The sequence below is a fragment of the Natronorubrum daqingense genome (genome assembly GCF_001971705.1).
Lineage (GTDB): Archaea > Halobacteriota > Halobacteria > Halobacteriales > Natrialbaceae > Natronorubrum > Natronorubrum daqingense.
The window spans coordinates 2,473,471-2,491,233 of sequence record NZ_CP019327.1; the positions used below are offsets into that span (position 1 = coordinate 2,473,471).

A 17,763-nucleotide genomic window follows, 5' to 3' on the forward strand; every position below is an offset into this window, starting at 1 on the left:
TTCCTCGCGGAGCGCCTCCCTTCTGGCATGACGAACTGGCGTGCAGTCATCATCGGCTTCCTCGTCGCGACCGTCCTCGGAATCCTCGGGCTGGCGATCCCCGGAGTGGGCCAGCTCGCGGCAGGACTGATCGGCGGCTTCGTCGCGGGCTACGTCGCCGGCGGCGGTCTCCTCAGGGGCTTCTGGCACGGCCTGCTCGCGGGTGCACTCGGCGGACTCGTCGGCGGCCTCCTGATCGCGGTGTTCGTCGGCCTCGCCGGCTGGACGCTCGGCCCGGCCGGCGCAATGATCTCCGGCGCGGCGGGACTCGGAATCCTGGCCCTCGCGATTTTCGTCTCGTTCGTGATGGCCCTCGAGAGCGCGATCGCCGGGGCGCTCGGCGGCCTCCTCAACCCGGATCGGCCCGACTACCGGGGGTACGACGCTCCGCGCTACTGACGTCCGGCGGAGAACGCGTGGAACCGGTAGAAATGCATCGTCCGTTACTGGCTCGTCCTTATTCGAGTCCGAGCACGTCCTCGAGGAACGGCGTGACGGCCGTCGCGTCGACGGTCTCGTCCTCGAGGCCGCTCGCGGCCGGGCCGCCGAGGCCGAAACAGCCGTAGGTGGAGTCGTCGACGCGGCCGTGGGAGCCGCCCACCTTCGTCGGATCCAGCGAGACCAGCCCGTCCTCGCCGAAGAACAGCTCGCAGGGATCGAAGCCGGGCTTCTTGTGGATGTCCATGTCGGTCGCGTACGGCGGGGCGTCGGCGCGGTCGTCCCACCAGTAGTACTGGAACCACGCGGTTTCCTCCGCGACGAGGACGAGGTCGCCTGCGTTCGGGTGGTCGATCCCGTAGTCGGACTTTTCCCCCTCGTCGAGGATTTCGTCGACACCCTCGAGTCCCGAAACGGCGTCTCGAGCCTCCGCCTGGACGTCCTCGTCGGCGTAGACGTGGGCGATCTGGTGGTCGACCATGGCGAAGGCGTCCGACGTCGGGATGTCGACGTCGCCGTCGTCGGCCGTCTCGAGCAGCCCCGCCTCGCGAAGCGCGCGGTTCGGGAACACCGGCTGATCGACGCCGTGGAAGCCGTACTCGCTGACGAGCGTGAGGAGGGTGTCATCCCAGCGGTCGGTCTCGGCGAGGAAGTCGAGGAACGAGGAGAGGAGGCCGTCGACGGTCTCGAGTTCGGCCTCGAAGGCGTCGTATTCCGGTCCGTCGCTCTGGCCGACGTAGTCGAGGTGGGGGACGTACACCCAGAGCAGGTCGGGATCGAAGCGCTCGACGGCCTCGCGTGCGGCGGTGAGGATCCACTCGCTGCTCTCGGCGCTGGCTCCGGGGCCCCAGTAGCTGTGAAGCGGGAAGTGGCCGTACGCCTCGCGGAGGTCGTCGTAGAAGCCGTCGGGGTTCGTCCAGCAGTTCATCTCGAGGATGTTGTTGTCCTCGTCCTCGATGGGCGAGGGGGTGAGCGCGACGTCGGCGCTCGTCCCGATCAGGTGCTGGAAGTTCAGGACGCCGGTCGTCAGCCCCGCCTCGTCGCTGGCGTACTCCCAGATTCGGTTTCGATCCGCCCGGTCGCGCTCCCACAACTCGGCGACGTCCCGCTCGCGGTCGTACTCGCCGCTCGAGACGTCCCCGTGGTCTCGAGGGAGCGTCCCGGTTGCGAGCGTCGTCTGGGCCGGGACCGTGAGGGCCGGAAACGGCGGGCGGAGATCCGTCATCTGATCTGTTGGAAATTGTTCGGCGAGCGCCGGCGTACGGTCGTCGTCGACGTGATGGGGCTGAAGCCCGACGACGTCGAGGACGACGATACGGTCTGCGTCGATCGATTCGTGTGGAACGGGTGGCGTCGGTGAGGTGGGGGTGTGTTCGGTCATGGTCGCGTCGGAATGACGGTTCGAATGTATGGAGTGACGGGGTAGGTCGGGTCGAAAGACGTGTTTGGTCGCGTGAAAGACGTGCTTGACCGCATGGAATGACGGGTTACCTGTGGCGCTCGGCGTACTCTGCGAGCCCCTCGAGTTGCCTCGAGAAGTCGTGTTCGTCGACGCCAAGTGGGGCCTTGAAGAACGACGAGAGCTGGGGCTGGAGGCCGCCTTCGTCGTGCTCGTCCGCGTGGGCGATCAGCCGAACGAGGTCGAGCACGAGGGGCGCGGCCAGCGCGGAGTCCGAGCCCTCCCAGGTGAACTGCATCTTCATCTCGGTGTCGAGAAAGCCCTCGAAGTGGATGTAGTCCCAGGCAGTCTTCCAGTCTGCGAGCGAGGGCGTGTAGTCGATCCGGACCCGATTGTGGCCGATGTCGGGCAGGATCGACTCGAGCAGTTCGCCCTTGCTCGAGAGCTTGCCCGCGGCGTTGGCCTCGTCCTCGAGCACCAGCCCGTCCTTGTTGCCGAGGATGTTGTGGCCCTCCCAGGCGAGCACCTGCAGGTTCCGGCCGGCGAACATCGGCGCGAGCGCGGACTTCACCAGCGTTTCGCCCGTTTTCGCGTCGCGGCCCATGTGCGGGACGTTCTCCTCGACGGCGAGTTCCTGAACTCCACCCAGCGCGTTGCCCGTACTCGGCGTGAAGTTGACGAAGGGGTGGCCGTCGACGACGGCGGCGTAGGCGTAGAGCACGCTGGCCGGCAGGTCGGCGTCGTCCTCGTCGATCGCTCGCTCGAGGGCCTCACGATCGTTGTAGCCGTCGGCATCGTCGAGTTCCGGCTCCGTCGAGGCGACGTTGACGACGACGAGTCGCTCGAGGCCGTGTTCCTCGCGAAAGGCTCGGTAGTCGGATCGAATCTGCTCGACGACGGAGCCAACCGTCAGCTCCGGGTCGAGGTGCTGGCTCTCCGCGGAGACCGCAGCCCCGCAGTTGCGGGCCGTTCCGACCTCGATTCGCTCGTCGATTCGGTCGAGGTCGTCTTCGACCGCCGAGAGCATCTCACCGTCCGGAACGCCGTTTCGCTCGGACTGGCGGGCGGCCTGTTCGCGGAGCGATTCGCGCTCGATGTCGTGGCCGCCGAAGACGAATCCCGAGACGGGGGGAAGCTCGAGTCTCGAGACAGGGTCTCGTTCCGTGACCATGCCGGTGGTTCCGGTCAGCCCGCGGGCGATCGCTCTCGCCCCGACGATGGCCGTCGTCGCGACGTTCCCGCGAGCACCGACGAGCCAGACGCCGAGTCGCTCGTCAGTCTCGGGAGGTTCGGGGGGTGTGCTCGCACTCATCGTAGATCACGTCGGTCCGTTCGGACCGGTCCCGTGGCCGTCGCGTGGTGCAGCCGCGATTCCCTCTTCGTGCGTTCGGTGCGCAGCATCCTCCGAAAGTCGGGGACGAGCGGTGTTTGTTATGGCGCGCGTAGAGTGCGTAATCGACCGTTGGCCGCTCGGTGCCTCGACTCGAGCGTCGCGACCGGTCGTTTCAGCGGCCGTAATCTGAGCTTTGTGGCCTGAACAGTCCGTTCATCCAAAACGGCCACCCGACGGAGACGGCGTATGCGGATTATCGACCCTCACATGCACATGATTTCGCGCTCCGCGGACGATTACGAGCGAGCGCGGCGGGCCGGCATCGAGTGTTGTATCGAACCGGCGTTCTGGAGCGGACAGGACAAACACAACGCGGGTTCGTTCTTCGATTACTTCGAACAGATCATCGAACACGAGACCGACCGGGCCGAGCGGACGGCCAACGTGGACCACTACGTCACGATCGGGCTCGAGCCCAAGGAGGCCAACTACCGCGAGATGGCCGAGGAGGTCGTAGAGCGCGTTCCGGAGTACCTCGATCGCGACCCCGTCGTCGGCGTCGGCGAGATCGGCTTCGACCAGGTCACCGACGACGAGGAGTGGGCCTTCCGCGAGCAACTCGAGTTGGCAGAGGAGCGCGAACTCCCCGTCATGATCCACACGCCCCACACCGACAAGCCGGCCGGCACGGAGCGGATCGTCGAGATCATCGAGGAGATGGGACTCACGGAGGAGCGAATCGTCATCGATCACAATACGGAGAACACGATCGACATCTCCACGCGAACCGACTGTTGGATCGGCTTCACGCTCTACCCCGGCAAGATCGAAGCCGGCGCGGCGATCGACCTGCTCGAAGAGTACGGCACCGACCGGATGCTGTTCAACAGCGCGGCCGACTGGGACCCCTCGGACCCGCTCGCGGTGCCGAAGGCGCGAGACGAGATGCTCGATCGGGGCTGGGAGCGCGAGGAGGTCAGGAAGGTCGTCTTCGACAACCCCTACGAGTTTTTCGATCAGTCGCCGAACTTCGACTACGAGCCCTGAACCATGCAGTTTGGCTTCTCCACCAACGCGTTTCGCGAGTACGATCTCGCGGAGTCGATCGAAGCCATCGCCGACGCGGGCTACGACGGCGTGGAACTGCTCTTCGACGAGCCACACCTCTATCCCCCCGACGCGAGCGAGGACGACTACGACGCTGTCCGGCGGGCGCTCGAGGAAAGCGATATCGCGATCAGCAACGGTAACGCGTTCATGCTGACGGCCATCGAGGACTTCCACCACCCATCCTACGTCGAACCCGATCCCGAGTACCGCCGCGAACGGATCGACTACACCCTCGCGGCCCTCGAGACGGCGGCCGAACTCGAGATTCCCTACATCTCGATCGAACCCGGCGGGCCGATCCCCGAGGGCAAGTCCCGCGAGTGGGCGATGGACCGCTTCGTCGACGCCCTCGAGGAGGTGGCTGATCGGGCCGAAGACGTGGGTGTCGACCTCCTCGTCGAACCCGAACCCGACCTGCTGATCGAAACCTCCGGGGAGTTCCTCGACCTGCTCGAGCGCGTCGACTCCGGGCGAGTGAAGTGTAACTTCGACGCGGGCCACTTCTACTGCGTCGGCGAGGACCCGGCCGAACTGGTCGACCCGCTCTGGGAGTACACCGATCACTACCACCTCGAGGACATCCCCGCCGACCGAACTCACGAACACACCCAACTCGGCGACGGCGCGATGGACATCGACGCCTTCCTCGGCGAACTCGAGGGCCGAGGGTACGAGGGCTACGTCACCGTCGAACTCTACCCCTACGAGGAGACGGCGATCCAGACGGCGAACGAGGCGATGGACTACCTCGAAGAACGCGGGTGGACGTAGGTGGTCGGGGGTGGGGAGGGATCCGTCGTGATCGCCGCCGAGCGAAGGGGGGTTCGGGCGACGCTCGGAACGTACGCCGAACTCGTTCGCGTGCCGAACCTCTTCACCGCGCCGCCGGACGTGATCCTCGGCGCAGCACTCGTTTCTGCTGCTGGCGCAGGCGTCGATGTCGTCCCGATGAGAATTGTGGGCCTCGCAATCGCCTCGACGTTCCTCTACGCCGGCGGAACGACGCTCAACGACGCGTTCGACGCGCCGGAGGACGAACACGAGCGTCCCGATCGCCCGATCCCCTCGGGTCGGGTTTCCCGTCGAACGGCGTTCGCACTCGGCACCTCGCTGCTCGCACTCGGGTTCGTCGTCGCGTTCGTCGCGACGGGCGTCTCAGGCGGCCTCGTCGCGGGGCTTCTCGCCGCCGCCATCGTGGTCTACGACGGATGGGCGAAAGGAACCGCCGCCGGCTTCCTGACGATGGGCGCGACTCGCGGACTGAACGTCGTCCTGGGAACGACTGCGGGGGCCGTCTCCCTGCTCTCGCTCCCCGCGTCCGCGCTTCTCGTTCCGCTCGTCGTCGCGGGCTACATCGCCGCCGTGACCGGGATGGCTGCCAGCGAAACCGTCGGCGGGAATCGCGGCGCAGTACTCCTCGCGATCGGCGCCGTCCTCGGAAGCGTCCTCGCCGTCGGCGGTTTTCACGTCTCCGCTGGGTCGGGGACGCTCGAGACGGCGACTGGCCTCGCCTTCGCCGTCGCCTTCCTGTGGTGGGTCGGCCGGCCGTTACGCGCGGCCGTCTCGGATCCGACTCCCGCGACCGTCGGCCCGGCGGTGGGTGCCTGCGTCCTCGGTCTCGTCCTGCTCAACGCCGCGTTCGCGGCTGCGGGTGGCGTCTCGTGGGCGCTCGCAGCTGGCGTGTTTTTGGTCCCGGCTCGAGGACTCTCGCGGGTGTTCGACGTGACCTGAGCCGACAGCGTAGATAGATCAGACGGACGGACCCGAACGGATCCGCAAAGACGTCCCGGCGCGGACTGGGTGCCAGCTTCGAGACCTCCTGAGCTACCGACCGGGGTAGTCGTCGTGCCACGGGTTCACCCGCTCGTAGGCGGCGCTCGCCGCGACGACGGATCGATCGTCGTGAACCGGACCGACGAGTTGGAGGCCCACCGGCTTACCGTTCTCGGTGAGCCCTGCGGGGATCGACGCCGCCGGGTGGCCGGTCATGTTGTTGACCGTCGTGATCAGCCAGCCGACGATCGGGTGCGTCTCGACGCCGTCGACCTCGGTCGGGCCGAGTTCGTCGTTCGGAAACGGCGGCACCGACAGCGTCGGCGTCGCGATGAGGTCGTACTGCTCGAGCGCCGACTGGAGTCCCGAATACGCCCGCGAACGCGCGTCGATCGTCGTCTCGAGCGCGTCCTCGAGCAGTTCGCCATCCTCGTTGAGATACTCGTATCCGGTCTCGACGATCTCCACGAACTCGTCGGGGAAGCGTTCGCGGTCGTCGCCGAGCACGTCGACGCCGTCTTCCTCCTCGAATTCCGCCGCCAGCGTCGCGTAGGAGGTCGTCCAGACGATCCAGACCGCGTCGATGAACTCCTCGTAGCACTGGTCGAGGTCGACCGTCGTCTCCTCGACGGTCGCACCCTCCTCGGTGATCGCCTCGACGTTCTCGGAAACGACGTTCCGGACGCGCTCGTCCACCGGGTAGGTGTCCAGCCCCGGGCTGTACCCGATCGAGAGCCCTTCGACGTCGTCGTCGAGCGCGGCCAGATAATCGGTCGTCCCCTCGTCGTCTCGGTCCATCACCGAGAGCGTAAAGGCCGTCTCCTCGACGGTTCGCGTCTGGACGCCCGGCTGGAAGTACGTCTCGCCGGTTCCGAACTCGCCGGGATCGTCGACGCTCGGGAACAGGCCGTACGTCCCGGTGAACGAGGCGGGTATGCGGATCGAACCTGCTCCGTCGGTCCCCGTCGTGAACGGGAGCATTCCCTCGGCGACCGCGGCCGCGCTGCCGCCCGAGGAGCCGCCCGCGTTCTTCTCGAGGGCGAACGGCGTCGGTGTCGGGCCGACGATCAGGTTGTCCGTCTTACCCATGTACCCTCCCTCGGGCGTGTTCGTCTTTCCGACCGGAATCGCCCCCGCGTCGAGAAACGCCTGCACCTCGGGATCGGTCTCCTCGGCGATCTGGTCCTCGAACGCGAGAAAGCCGTCCGTGAACCGCTCCCCCTCGAGGCGCTGGCGATCCTTGATCGCGAAGGGAATTCCGTGGAGTGAGCCGAGATCGTCACCGTTTTCGACGGCGCGCTCGGCCTCGCGTGCCTCCTCGCGCGCCCGTTCCGGAAAGAGCGTGAGAAACGCGTTGATCTCCGGTTCGCGCTCCTCGATTCGGCCGAGAAACGTTTCGACTACCTCGACCGGCGAGAGTTCACCGTCCCGAATCCTCTCAGCGAGCACCGTCGTCGACGTGAAACAGATTCCATCGTCGGGTTCGCCATCCTCAGCATCGGCGTGAGCGGTTCCGACGCCGCCGAGACCGAGTGCCATCGCCCCACCCGTGAACAGTCTCTGCAGGTGATCGCGGCGGGTCTGTGAGAACTGCGCCTCTGATTGAGTGGTATTGTCTACCATCTAATGTAATATCGCCGACTCCGGTGGTAAATATAATCCACGACCATTGAAACGATCATCTCTATCAGTTATCGGCAAAAAACACTTCGCCACAGAGGGAAACTGAAACGCGACATATAACGCCTACACGAAGCCGCTCTCGAGTGAGTTGACTCGAGAACGGCTTCGGCGATCCGCTTCGCTTCGGTCTCAGTAGTCGTCGTTGTCGTCTTCGTCCATCATTCCGTCATCGTGCATCCCATCGCCGTTCATGCCGTCGCCGTTCATTCCGTTTCCGTCCATCCCATCGCCATCCATGCCGTTACCGTTCATCCCGTCTCCGTTCATGCCCTCGTCGTCATCGTCGTCGGGAAACGCCTCGTCTTCCTCGTCGTCGTCAGGCGCTTCCTCCTCCGGATCTTCTTCCTCTTCCATCTCCTCTTCGTCGACGACGAAGGGGTCCTCCGGCTCAGGGACGTCCTCGCCTTCGTCGGCGGGGACGATCTTGTAGATTTCACCCGTCTCCTCCTGCGGTCGGAAGTCGGTGTTCGCGAGGACGTAGAGTTCGCCTTCTTCGTCGCGCTCGACGCCGTAGACGTAGCGGTTGATCGACTCGTCGTCCGCGCCCTCGAACTGAAGTTCCTCGAGTTCCCAGCGCTCGTCGACCTCGACAAGATCAGTCTCGCCGTCGTCGTTCACGTCGTTGTCGTCTTCGTCCGCGTCGAGATCGTTTTCGTCCTCGAGTTCGTCGTCATCGAGCTCCTCGTCGTCTTCGTCCTCGACATCGCCGTTGGTGGCAGGGTCGATCGCCGCGATGATCTCTCCATTCGCTTCGGCGACGCCCTGGCTGCTCCAGTTGCCGAAGACGAACGCGTCCTCGAGTTCGGGAATGTCCTCGCCCGCGTACCGGTGGCCGCCGACGACGACCGAACTGTCGATGAACGCCTCCGAAATCCGAGTGTGCTGGTACTCCGCGATCGGATCTCGGAGCGGTTCGCCCTCGCGAGCCTCGCCGGCTCCCTCGCCGACCTCGTCGGGGCAGTCCTCCGGGGGCTCGAGGGGCGAGTCGGGACTGAAGCAGAACGAGCCTTCCTTCACGTTCCAGCTGTAGTTGCCGCCCTCTTCGACGGCGTAGATCGATTCGACGGCGTGCTGGCCGGCGTCGGAGACGAACACCTGCCCGTCGTCGTTGATCGACATGCCCCAGGGGTTGCGAAAGCCCCAGGCCCAGTACTCGCCTAAGTCCTCCTCGGAGTCGACGAGCGGGTTGTCGTCGGGGATGCCGTACTCGCCGAACTCGGCCTCGGCTGCGTCGTCGTCGAGATCGTCATCATCGTCGAGATCATCATCGTCATCGTCGAGATCGTCGTCGGCGCCATTTTCGTCCTCGAGTTCGCCGTTCTCGTCATCCTCGTCGTCATCGCCGTTGTCGCCATCGTCGTCGACATCCTCACCGTTCGCATCGACGTCGATCCGGTGAATTCCGCCGAGTAAGTTCTCGCGGGTGTCCTGGGCGTTGCCGCCCTCGTTCTCGTCGTACCAGTCCTCGACGTGGCCGACGCCGATGTCGTGGACGTTGCCGCCGTCGCCGACCGACGTGTAGAGGTAGCCGTCGGGACCGAAGGCGAGTCGCCCGCCGTTGTGGTTGTCCTGGGGCTGTTGGATCTCCATGACTGTCCGCTCGGAATCGGGATCGACGCTGAGTTCGTCGCCGTCCGCCTCGGCCTCGAACTCCGCGAGCACGTCGGTGTGGTTGTATCCCAGTCCCTCGCGTTCGGGGGCGCTGTACCTGACGTAGAACAGGCCGTTGTCCGAAAAGTCGGGGTGGAACGCGATTCCGAGCAGCCCGCGCTCGTCGTACCCGCCGAGTTCGCCGATACCGAGGCTGACCAATTGGTCCTCGATGTCGAGGAAGAGGTCCATATCGTCGGCCGTCAGCGCGTCCTCGGGAACGTCGTCGTCGACCTCGTCGGGGTCGTCGGGGTCTTCCTCCTCGACCTGGATGCTCCCGACCATCGTCCCCGGATGGACCTCGCAGACGTACCGATCCATCTCCTCGGTCGCCTCGAACTCGAGCGTCTGGGTCTCGCCCGCCTCTCGGATGATCTCCGTCCGCTCGAGGATGTCGTCGTTGGCGTCGAGGATGACGACGTTGTGCGGGTCGCCGTCGCCGTTCTCCCAGGTAAACTCGTAGGTTTCGCCCGCGGTCAACTCGAGGGTCGGATTCTCCTCGCCGTCGATCTCGCTCGGCTCCGTGCCGAACCAGGCGGGAATGACGCCGTTGAAGACGAACTCGGTCGGTTCGCCGTCGTCCTCGTCGATATCTTCGGCCGCCTCGTCGTCGACGTCGTCAGCCTCATCAGCCTCGTCGTCCGTCTCTTGGAGGAAACTCCCCGTTTCCTCGTCAGCTGGCTCTCCGTCGTCTTCGTCGAGATCGTCCGCTGGATCGTCGTCGTCCTCGAGGTCGGGGTCGTCCTCGAGGTCGTCCTCGTCGTCTTCCGGTTCCGCTGCGTCTTCGTCGTCGAGTTCGTCGACCGCGTCTTCGAAGTTCGTGGCGAATACCTGGCCCGTCTGCGTGACGATGAAGTGATACACCTCGCCGTTTACCTCGACGTAATCGAAGTCGGTCGGGGCGGGAATGTTCGCGGCCATCAACTGGAGGCCGACCGTTTCCCCTTCCGGGAACTCCCCCGCGACGGGAATGTCGCCGAACTCCTCGTCGTCAGCCTCCTCGACGTCCTCGTCCGGGTCGTCCTCGTCTTCCTGTGCCTGCACGCCTGCGACGCCACCGAGTGCCGTCGCAGACCCTGTCGCTGCGAGTGCGCGGAGGACCGTCCGTCGTGATTGTCGCGTGATCCGACCGTCGTGAATACCGTCTGCTGGCTTGTCTGGATAACTCATAGTATCTCTCGTGAACTGCCTTCCTGTGGTGTGGACGACGTTCGAACGCAGCGTCCTCCTCTCAGCTTCTCCGCCGAAATCGGCGCTGAGAGGAGTACCCAGCGCTCGCTGTGACTCGCCCTACCACGGAAGGGTCGCTCCGCCGAATAAATCGCGCAAATCGTTCCACGCACAATCGCGCTCTGGCCGGCCGTTTCACGCGCTAATCTCGAGTTGCCGCCCCTCTCCGCGTCTCGTCTTCCCGGCAGTCCCTCACTCGGCGGTGTCGGAGTCGAATTCCTGGCCAACGGATTAGTACCTCGTCGGAATAGGCTCGCTATGGTCGACCTCGCTTTCTCCACGAACGCGTACACGCGCCACTCGCTGCCGACCGCGATTCGACGCATCGCCGACCACGGCTACGCCGGCGTCGAACTCCTCGGCGACGACCCCCACGCCTACTTCCCCGAATTTACCGAGACGGACCGCGAGAACCTCCTCGAGGCGCTCGAGGAGACCGACCTCGCCGTCTCGAACGTCAACGCGAACACGGCGATGGGGTACTACGACGACGCCCCGCCCTCGGCGTTTTTCGAACCGAGCATCATCCGCGCCGACGCGGACGCCCGCGAGTGGCGAGTCGAGTACACGAAACGTGCGATCGACCTCGCGGACACGGTCGACGCCCCCGCGGTCTGTCTGGCCACCGGTCGGCCACTCCCCGGAACGATGCCCGAAGTGGCCCGCGAGCACCTCCTCGAGTCGCTCTCGTCGATCCTCGACTACGCCGACGCTCGCGGAGTCGCGGTCGGCATCGAGTACGAACCCGAACTCCTGATCGAGAACACGGACGAAGTCCTCGACCTGCTCGAGGAAGTCGACCGCGAGCGGCTCGGGATCAACCTGGACGTGGGCCACGCGGCGGTCTACGGCGAGGACGTGGCCGAGAGCATCCGCCACAGCGCCGGCTCGATCACCGGCATTCACCTCGAGGATATCGTCGGTGGGCGGCGGGGCAAGCACTACCACCGAATCCCCGGCAAGGGCGACCTCGACTTTCGAGCGATTTTCGACGCGCTCGACGACGTCGGCTACGACGGCTTTGCCACCCTCGAGTTGTACACCTACCCCGACGAGCCGGATCGTGCGGCTCGAGACGCTTACGAGGCGCTCGAGGCGTACGTGTAGTCGGCAGTCGAAGGGATTTTCCAGTCGGATTTGGAGGCCGTCGATGGTCCGACCCGGCGAATCGCTGATAGTCGAAAATCCACGGGTAATGGTCCGCTACCCGATCGTTATATCAGAATAATCGTACAAATATTCGCAACGGCCCTGCTTGCCTTTCTCACCCCTCCTCGATAGCGTAGGCAGACGATGACTGACAATCGAGAGACACCTGACCCAGCAGCCGACGACTCCCGACCACCGGCCGACGAGGAATCGGTACCCGGCGATGAACCGACAGCCGACGAGGAATCGACAGCCGAGCAATCGCCCGACTCGAGTCCCTCCGGCCCCCACTCGAAGCCGTCCAGACGCCGCTTCATGCAGGCGACGGCGGCCGCGAGTGCCGTCGTCGGGTTCACTGGCGCGGCGAGCGCGCAGGACGAGGACGACGACGAAGACGACGAGAACGGTGACAACGAGTTCGAACTCGGCGGGGCGAGTGACGCGTGGGTCGGCGAAGCACCCGAAGACATCGAAGGCGAGGACAACCCGACGCTCGTCCTCGAGGAAGGCGAGAGTTACGAGGTGACGTGGGAGAACTTAGACGGCGTCGAGCACAACTTCGTCATCATCGACGAGGAGGGAGACCAAATCGTCGAGTCCGAACTCATCGGTGAAGAGGGCGAAACGCAGACGGTGGAGTTTGAGGCCGAGGAGGAGATGTCGGAGTACTACTGCGAACCGCATCCCCAGACGATGCGGGGAGACATCTCCTTCGACGAGGAGGAAGAAGAGGAAGAAGAAGAGGACGTCCGATACTTCCCCGAAGGGCCGACGGTCGGTGTCAACACCGTCGCCGAAGGGATGATTGCCCCGACTGACTTCCACGACCCCGAAGGGTCGGACTATCAGTACGTCTCGGACCAGACCGGTGAAATCTACCTCATCGGCGACGACGGCATCGAAGACGAACCGTTCCTCGACATCGGCGACGAGATGGTCGCCGTCGGCGAGGAGTTCGAGGGCCAGTACGCAGATCCAGAGGGTGACTACGACGAGCGCGGCCTACTCGGCCTCGAGTTCCACCCCGAGTACGAGGACAACGGGCTGTTCTACGTCAGCTACAGCGCCCCGCCGGACGACGAGACGCCCGACGACTGGTCGCACGTCCAGATCCTCTCGGAGTTCGAGGCCGACGACGACGAGAGCGCCGACCCCGACTCCGAACGCCGCGTCCTCGAGATCCAACATCCGCAGTTCAACCACAACAGCGGTCCGATGGCCTTCGGGCCGGACGGCTACCTCTACGTCCCGATGGGCGACGGCGGCGGCGGAGACGACGCCGACTACGGCCACGTCGAGGACTGGTACGACGAGAACGAGGGCGGCAACGGACAGGATACGGAGGACAACCCCCTCGGGGGCGTCCTCCGGATCGACGTCGACGAGCAGGAAGACCAGGATTACGGCGAGTACGGCATCCCGGACGACAACCCGTTCATGGAGGGCGAAGACCTCGAGGGTGAGGGACTCGAGGAGTACTACGCGTGGGGCCTGCGCAACCCCTTCGGAATCACCTTCAGCGAAGACGAGGACCGCTGTATCGTCGCTGACGCCGGACAACTGCTGTACGAAGCAGCCTATCAGGTCGAAGCGGGAGAAAACTACGGCTGGAACGTTAGAGAGGGCTCACACTGCTTCAGTACGGATTCACCTGCGACGCCCCCCGAAGAGTGCCCGACCGAGACGCCCGACGACGTTCGCGGCGGCGAACCGCTGATCGATCCCGTCGTCGAGTACCCGCAGGTCTACGAAGGCGAGGGGGTCGGCATCGTCATCATCGGCGGCCACACCTACGAGGACGACGCAATCGAGGAACTCGAAGGACAGTACATCTTCGGCGACTGGACGATTGACCAGGGCCGACAGCAGCCATTGGGTCGCGTCTTCGCCGCCGAGCCGGAAGATCTGGACCTCGAGCCGACCGACGACCGAGACGAGTACGGTGGTCGCCCACAGGAGGAGCTGTGGGACATGGAGGAAGTGATGTTCGAGGGCAACGAGGAGGGCGAACTCTACCACTTCGTTCGCCAGTTCGGCCGCGGGGCCGACGGCGAGGTGTACATCCTCGCGAACCAGGTCGGCGTCCCGCAGGGTGACACCGGCGTCGTCCTCGAGATGGTCCCCGAGGGCGAGGGCGAAGAGATCGAAGAACCGGACGACATCGAGGACCCCGACGACGAGGAAGAAGACCCTGCGGAAGACGATGAGGATCCGGAGGACCCCGACGAGGCCGAAGACGAAGACCCCGAGGACGAGGACGAGCATCCGGGTGATATAGACGAAGATCCCGAAGACGACGAAGCGAACGACGAAAACGGAGAGAACGACGAAGACGACGAAAACGGAACGGACGACGACGAGTAACCCTCACTCGAGGGGACGCGACGAACGCTCTCGTCCGCCGACGATCGCGACTGGTTCGTCGCGACTCTCTCGCTTTTAATCGGTGCAATAAGACGGATACGGAGTCGACTCAGCGCCTTTCCTCCCGTTTCAGACCATCAGGCTGAGGCCATCTCTCGACAGCTTTCTGCACACTCGGGCAGGATCTCTGCACAAGCCTGACAGTGGTCGTGATCGTGTTGGGCACACTCTTCGGCGCACTCCTCACAGATGTCGGCACAGAGTTCGCCGAGTTCCCGATGATACCCCGAATTGCGGGCCATGAATCGCGCGTGAAGCGAGGCGACGTCTGCCACGTCCCGACAGAGACGGATGCACCGCGCCATTCCCTCCCCCTCGCCTGCACAGGCGTCGGCACACCACTCACAGACCTGTGCGGCCTCGAGGCAGTTGTCGATACACTCCTGCATGTGCTCGTCCGCGTGCTCGAGTTGCTGTAATGCCATCGTCAGCATCGACTCGAGCACCGGGGATCAAGCTAACGCGAGCAAACGCAAGCAATTGTACTCTCGACACTATCACGAAATAATTACTTTTCACTCGGCGTACAAACTTCGACTGTGTGTGATAATGTTTAACAACCATTTTATGTCACAGTAAGGTCCCACCGACAATGGGTACTGAGAACAGTTCACGAGCGTCGATCGTTGTGGGCGCGTTAGCAGGCATAGCGGCGTGGATACTGGGCTACCTCGTCACCTACGCCGGTGCGATCGGCGAAATCCGGTCGGACGAGCAAGCCGAAGCGTTGGAGCTAGCGGTCGAAGAGTCGGTCGACCTCGAAATGGTCGGCCTGTTGTTCTACAACGCACACAACGTCGACGCCGACGTGCCCCAGTACAGCGTATTGCAAGCACTCGAAGAGAATCACAATTTCGTTCTCGCCGACGGGGGGAGTACCCTTCTCCTGTACGTCGTTCCGGTGGTTTCCCTGGTCGTTGCTGGCGCGCTGGTTGCCTCGTACACCGCGACAGACCTCGAGGCGTCGACCGACGCCGCGCTCGCTGGCGCGGCAATCGTCGTCGGCTACTTTCCGCTCGTCGTCCTCGGGCTGTTCGTTTTCACCGTCGACCCGGGCGAAGGTGCGATGCGTCCCGATCCACTGTTCGCAGTCGCAATCGCCGGACTGGTGTATCCCCTCGTATTTGGCTCCCTCGGCGGCGTACTCGCTGGCTTCGCTTCGAATGTACTGGAGTAACATCGACATCGGTCGCTGGGAAGATCGCTGCCGTTCGTTGGCACTCAGAAGCCACCGCCAAAACGATTCGTCCGTTGGGACGCGAACGGAGAGCGATTCCCGGACACCGTTTCGTCGTCCGTGGTCGGATACCGGACGGAGATCGACCGATTCGAACGGTCGTCGGCACGCATCCCGAGGGACTCCGTCCGTCCTTGGGACCCCCTCGAATGCGCCCCGACGAGCCCACCCCGTTCAGCAACTCCCGCGACTGGTACGGCCGTCGACTCGAGTTCGACAGTACCGCTGTGGGCTCGAGTCACCTCGATCCGCCTCGATTCGACCCTCGACTAGTCCGGATCTCGAGCGGAACACACGTTTCATCGCTTTCGAAGCCATTAGTTGGGCCTCTTCGAGTCGCCCGCACCCACCGATGGTCGCTGCGAGGCGTTCCCCTCTGCGATCGAGCGGCGAAAATCACGCTCTCGGGCGGCGTCGTTCTCGTGAAATTCTCGCCATAAAAGGCAACGACGTTCGCTGTCGCCACAAGTATAATGATTATCCCAACAGTTGCTAAACTCGCAACTGGATTATTGTTGTGAGATATGTAAACTTTGAACGGTTCCTGGGTTTAATACAGAACTCTCTCGATGACTCTTTCGTCTTCGAAGATGGCAACCCGCCACCGAAGACGGTAACCACATGTCACGGATAACACGAAACCAGGTATCTGCACTGATCGTTGCTGTCCTTATGGTGTCAGCCGCATTCGCTGGCGGCGCATCGGTCGTAGGGGCTCAAGACAACGCTGACGAAGAGGTCGACGAAATTAACGCGCTCATCGCAGACATCAACGAACAACTCGAGAACGTAGACGACGTCGAAACGGTCGACGAGGTCGACGATGATACTGCCGACGAGGTCCAAGATGACATCTTCACACAAGTTGTCGCTGAGATAAACACGCAATCTCAGGACATGCTCGGTGAAGACATCGCAGACGATGTCGACACCCCTGAAGAAGCACAAGAAGAAGCTGACGAGATCGAAGACGAGTACGGCATTGCTGCTCAAGAAGCAGTCGACGGACTGAACAACGCCGCGGACAGCGTTGAGGAGATCCAGGAGATCGCCGAACAAGTCGAAGACGCGGACGATGACGAGGCTGACGACGAAGACGCGGATGACGACGAAGCAGATGACGACGAGGCAGACGATGACGACGCGGATGACGACGAGGCAGACGATGACGACGCGGATGACGACGAGGCAGACGATGACGACGCGGATGACGACGAGGCAGACGATGACGACGCGGATGACGACGAGGCAGACGATGACGACGCGGATGACGACGAAGCAGACGATGACGAAGCAGACGATGACGAAGCAGACGATGACGAAGCAGATGACGACGGCGCGGATGACGACGAGGCAGATGACGACGAGGCAGATGACGACGAAGCCGGTGACGATGTGGCCGACGACATCAACGCGCTCATCGACGATATCAACGAACAACTCGAGAACGTAGACGACGTCGAAACGGTCGACGAAGTCGACGATGACACTGCGGACGAAGTTCAGGACGACATCTTCACGCAGGTCGTTGACGAGATAAACACGCAATCTCAGGACATGCTCGGTGAAGACATCGCAGACGATGTCGACACCCCTGAAGAAGCACAAGAAGAAGCTGACGAGATCGAAGAGGAGTACGGCGCTGCTGCGCAAGAAGCAGTTGACGGACTGAACAACGCCGCGGATAGCGTTGAGGAGATCCAGGAACTCGCCGAACAAGTCGACGACGAAGCAGATGACGACGAAGCAGACGATGACGACGCGGATGACGACGAAGCAGATGACGACGAAGCCGACGACGATGAGGCTGACGACGAAGCCGATGAAGGTGACGAACTCGATGACGTTGAAGAGCTCATCGTCGAAGAGCTGAACATCGAAGAACTCACCGTCGAAGAGCTGAACATTGAGGAACTCAACATCGAAGAACTCACCATCGAGGAGCTGAACATTGAGGAGTTGAACGTTGACGAACTCCCTCTCGATGATGACGATGTCGACTCTGACGAGGACGACGAGAACGACAAGGTCGACGACGATGACGACGACACCGACGCAGACTGCTGAGTAACTACTCAGCGCGAATCGGTCAGTACGATCAATACTTCTCTTTTGTACACTGCTCGCCGTTAGCGACCGGTTGTAACCATTCCAAAAGGGAGTCACGCGTCGACCGAAGTGGCGAACGACGTGAGCAACGCAGCCGACACGTGCCCCGTCCGTTCTCACCAACGGGTATTCTTATCGACTCGAGCGAGTCGTTGTTATCCTCCGCACAGAAGCGCGAAACGACCCGAC

13 protein-coding genes are annotated in these 17,763 nt (G+C 63.5%); 8 read left to right on the top strand and 5 right to left on the bottom strand.

Annotation, left to right across the window (positions count from 1 at the left end; genetic code table 11):
• Positions 1 to 27: 27 nt before the first annotated feature.
• Positions 28 to 438: a DUF5518 domain-containing protein gene (locus BB347_RS12010; protein WP_076584343.1), complete on the top strand. Its 411-nt coding sequence runs from the start codon at positions 28 to 30 to the stop codon at positions 436 to 438.
• A 58-nt stretch (positions 439 to 496) separates the two neighbouring features.
• Here the strand turns inward: BB347_RS12010 and BB347_RS12015 are convergent, their stop codons facing one another.
• Positions 497 to 1,858, bottom strand: coding sequence for an alkaline phosphatase family protein (locus tag BB347_RS12015; RefSeq protein WP_076584345.1), 1,362 nt, complete (start codon positions 1,856 to 1,858; stop codon positions 497 to 499).
• A 106-nt stretch (positions 1,859 to 1,964) separates the two neighbouring features.
• Complete coding sequence (locus BB347_RS12020) at positions 1,965 to 3,188, bottom strand: inositol-3-phosphate synthase (RefSeq protein WP_076584348.1); 1,224 nt, start codon at positions 3,186 to 3,188, stop codon at positions 1,965 to 1,967.
• Positions 3,189 to 3,455: 267 nt separating this feature from the next.
• Here BB347_RS12020 and BB347_RS12025 point away from each other — a divergent pair, with 267 nt between their 5' ends.
• From BB347_RS12025 to BB347_RS12035, 3 genes are read left to right on the top strand one after another with little or no spacing between them, the layout of a single operon-like run.
• Positions 3,456 to 4,256: a TatD family hydrolase gene (locus tag BB347_RS12025; RefSeq protein WP_076584350.1), complete on the top strand. Its 801-nt coding sequence runs from the start codon at positions 3,456 to 3,458 to the stop codon at positions 4,254 to 4,256.
• Positions 4,257 to 4,259: 3 nt separating this feature from the next.
• The gene (locus BB347_RS12030; RefSeq protein WP_076584352.1) at positions 4,260 to 5,090 is read left to right on the top strand and encodes a sugar phosphate isomerase/epimerase family protein; all 831 of its coding nucleotides are present in this window, start codon (positions 4,260 to 4,262) and stop codon (positions 5,088 to 5,090) included.
• Positions 5,091 to 6,050 carry a UbiA family prenyltransferase gene (locus BB347_RS12035; protein ID WP_083687835.1) on the top strand — a complete coding sequence of 320 codons (960 nt, stop codon included), beginning with the start codon at positions 5,091 to 5,093 and terminating at the stop codon, positions 6,048 to 6,050.
• 93 nt (positions 6,051 to 6,143) lie between these two features.
• Here the strand turns inward: BB347_RS12035 and BB347_RS12040 are convergent, their stop codons facing one another.
• Both BB347_RS12040 and BB347_RS18820 read right to left on the bottom strand, forming a co-directional pair.
• Positions 6,144 to 7,715, bottom strand: coding sequence for an amidase (locus BB347_RS12040; RefSeq protein WP_083687836.1), 1,572 nt, complete (start codon positions 7,713 to 7,715; stop codon positions 6,144 to 6,146).
• A gap of 189 nt (positions 7,716 to 7,904) precedes the next feature.
• On the bottom strand, positions 7,905 to 10,595 hold the full coding sequence (locus BB347_RS18820) for a PQQ-dependent sugar dehydrogenase (RefSeq protein WP_083687837.1): 2,691 nt from the start codon (positions 10,593 to 10,595) through the stop codon (positions 7,905 to 7,907).
• A 318-nt stretch (positions 10,596 to 10,913) separates the two neighbouring features.
• On the opposite strand from BB347_RS18820, the gene BB347_RS12065 reads away from it, so the two are divergent.
• A complete protein-coding gene (locus BB347_RS12065) occupies positions 10,914 to 11,762 on the top strand; it encodes a sugar phosphate isomerase/epimerase family protein (RefSeq protein ID WP_076584355.1) in 849 nt (282 codons plus the stop codon).
• Between the two features lie 186 nt (positions 11,763 to 11,948).
• Positions 11,949 to 14,168, top strand: coding sequence for a PQQ-dependent sugar dehydrogenase (locus BB347_RS12070; protein ID WP_076584357.1), 2,220 nt, complete (start codon positions 11,949 to 11,951; stop codon positions 14,166 to 14,168).
• Positions 14,169 to 14,305: 137 nt separating this feature from the next.
• On the opposite strand, the gene BB347_RS12075 is transcribed toward BB347_RS12070, so the two are convergent.
• Positions 14,306 to 14,653: a four-helix bundle copper-binding protein gene (locus tag BB347_RS12075; protein WP_076584384.1), complete on the bottom strand. Its 348-nt coding sequence runs from the start codon at positions 14,651 to 14,653 to the stop codon at positions 14,306 to 14,308.
• Between the two features lie 167 nt (positions 14,654 to 14,820).
• Here BB347_RS12075 and BB347_RS12080 point away from each other — a divergent pair, with 167 nt between their 5' ends.
• Positions 14,821 to 15,405 carry a hypothetical protein gene (locus BB347_RS12080; RefSeq protein WP_076584360.1) on the top strand — a complete coding sequence of 195 codons (585 nt, stop codon included), beginning with the start codon at positions 14,821 to 14,823 and terminating at the stop codon, positions 15,403 to 15,405.
• 732 nt (positions 15,406 to 16,137) lie between these two features.
• Positions 16,138 to 17,532 carry a hypothetical protein gene (locus tag BB347_RS12090; RefSeq protein WP_077202638.1) on the top strand — a complete coding sequence of 465 codons (1,395 nt, stop codon included), beginning with the start codon at positions 16,138 to 16,140 and terminating at the stop codon, positions 17,530 to 17,532.
• Positions 17,533 to 17,763 lie beyond the last annotated feature (231 nt).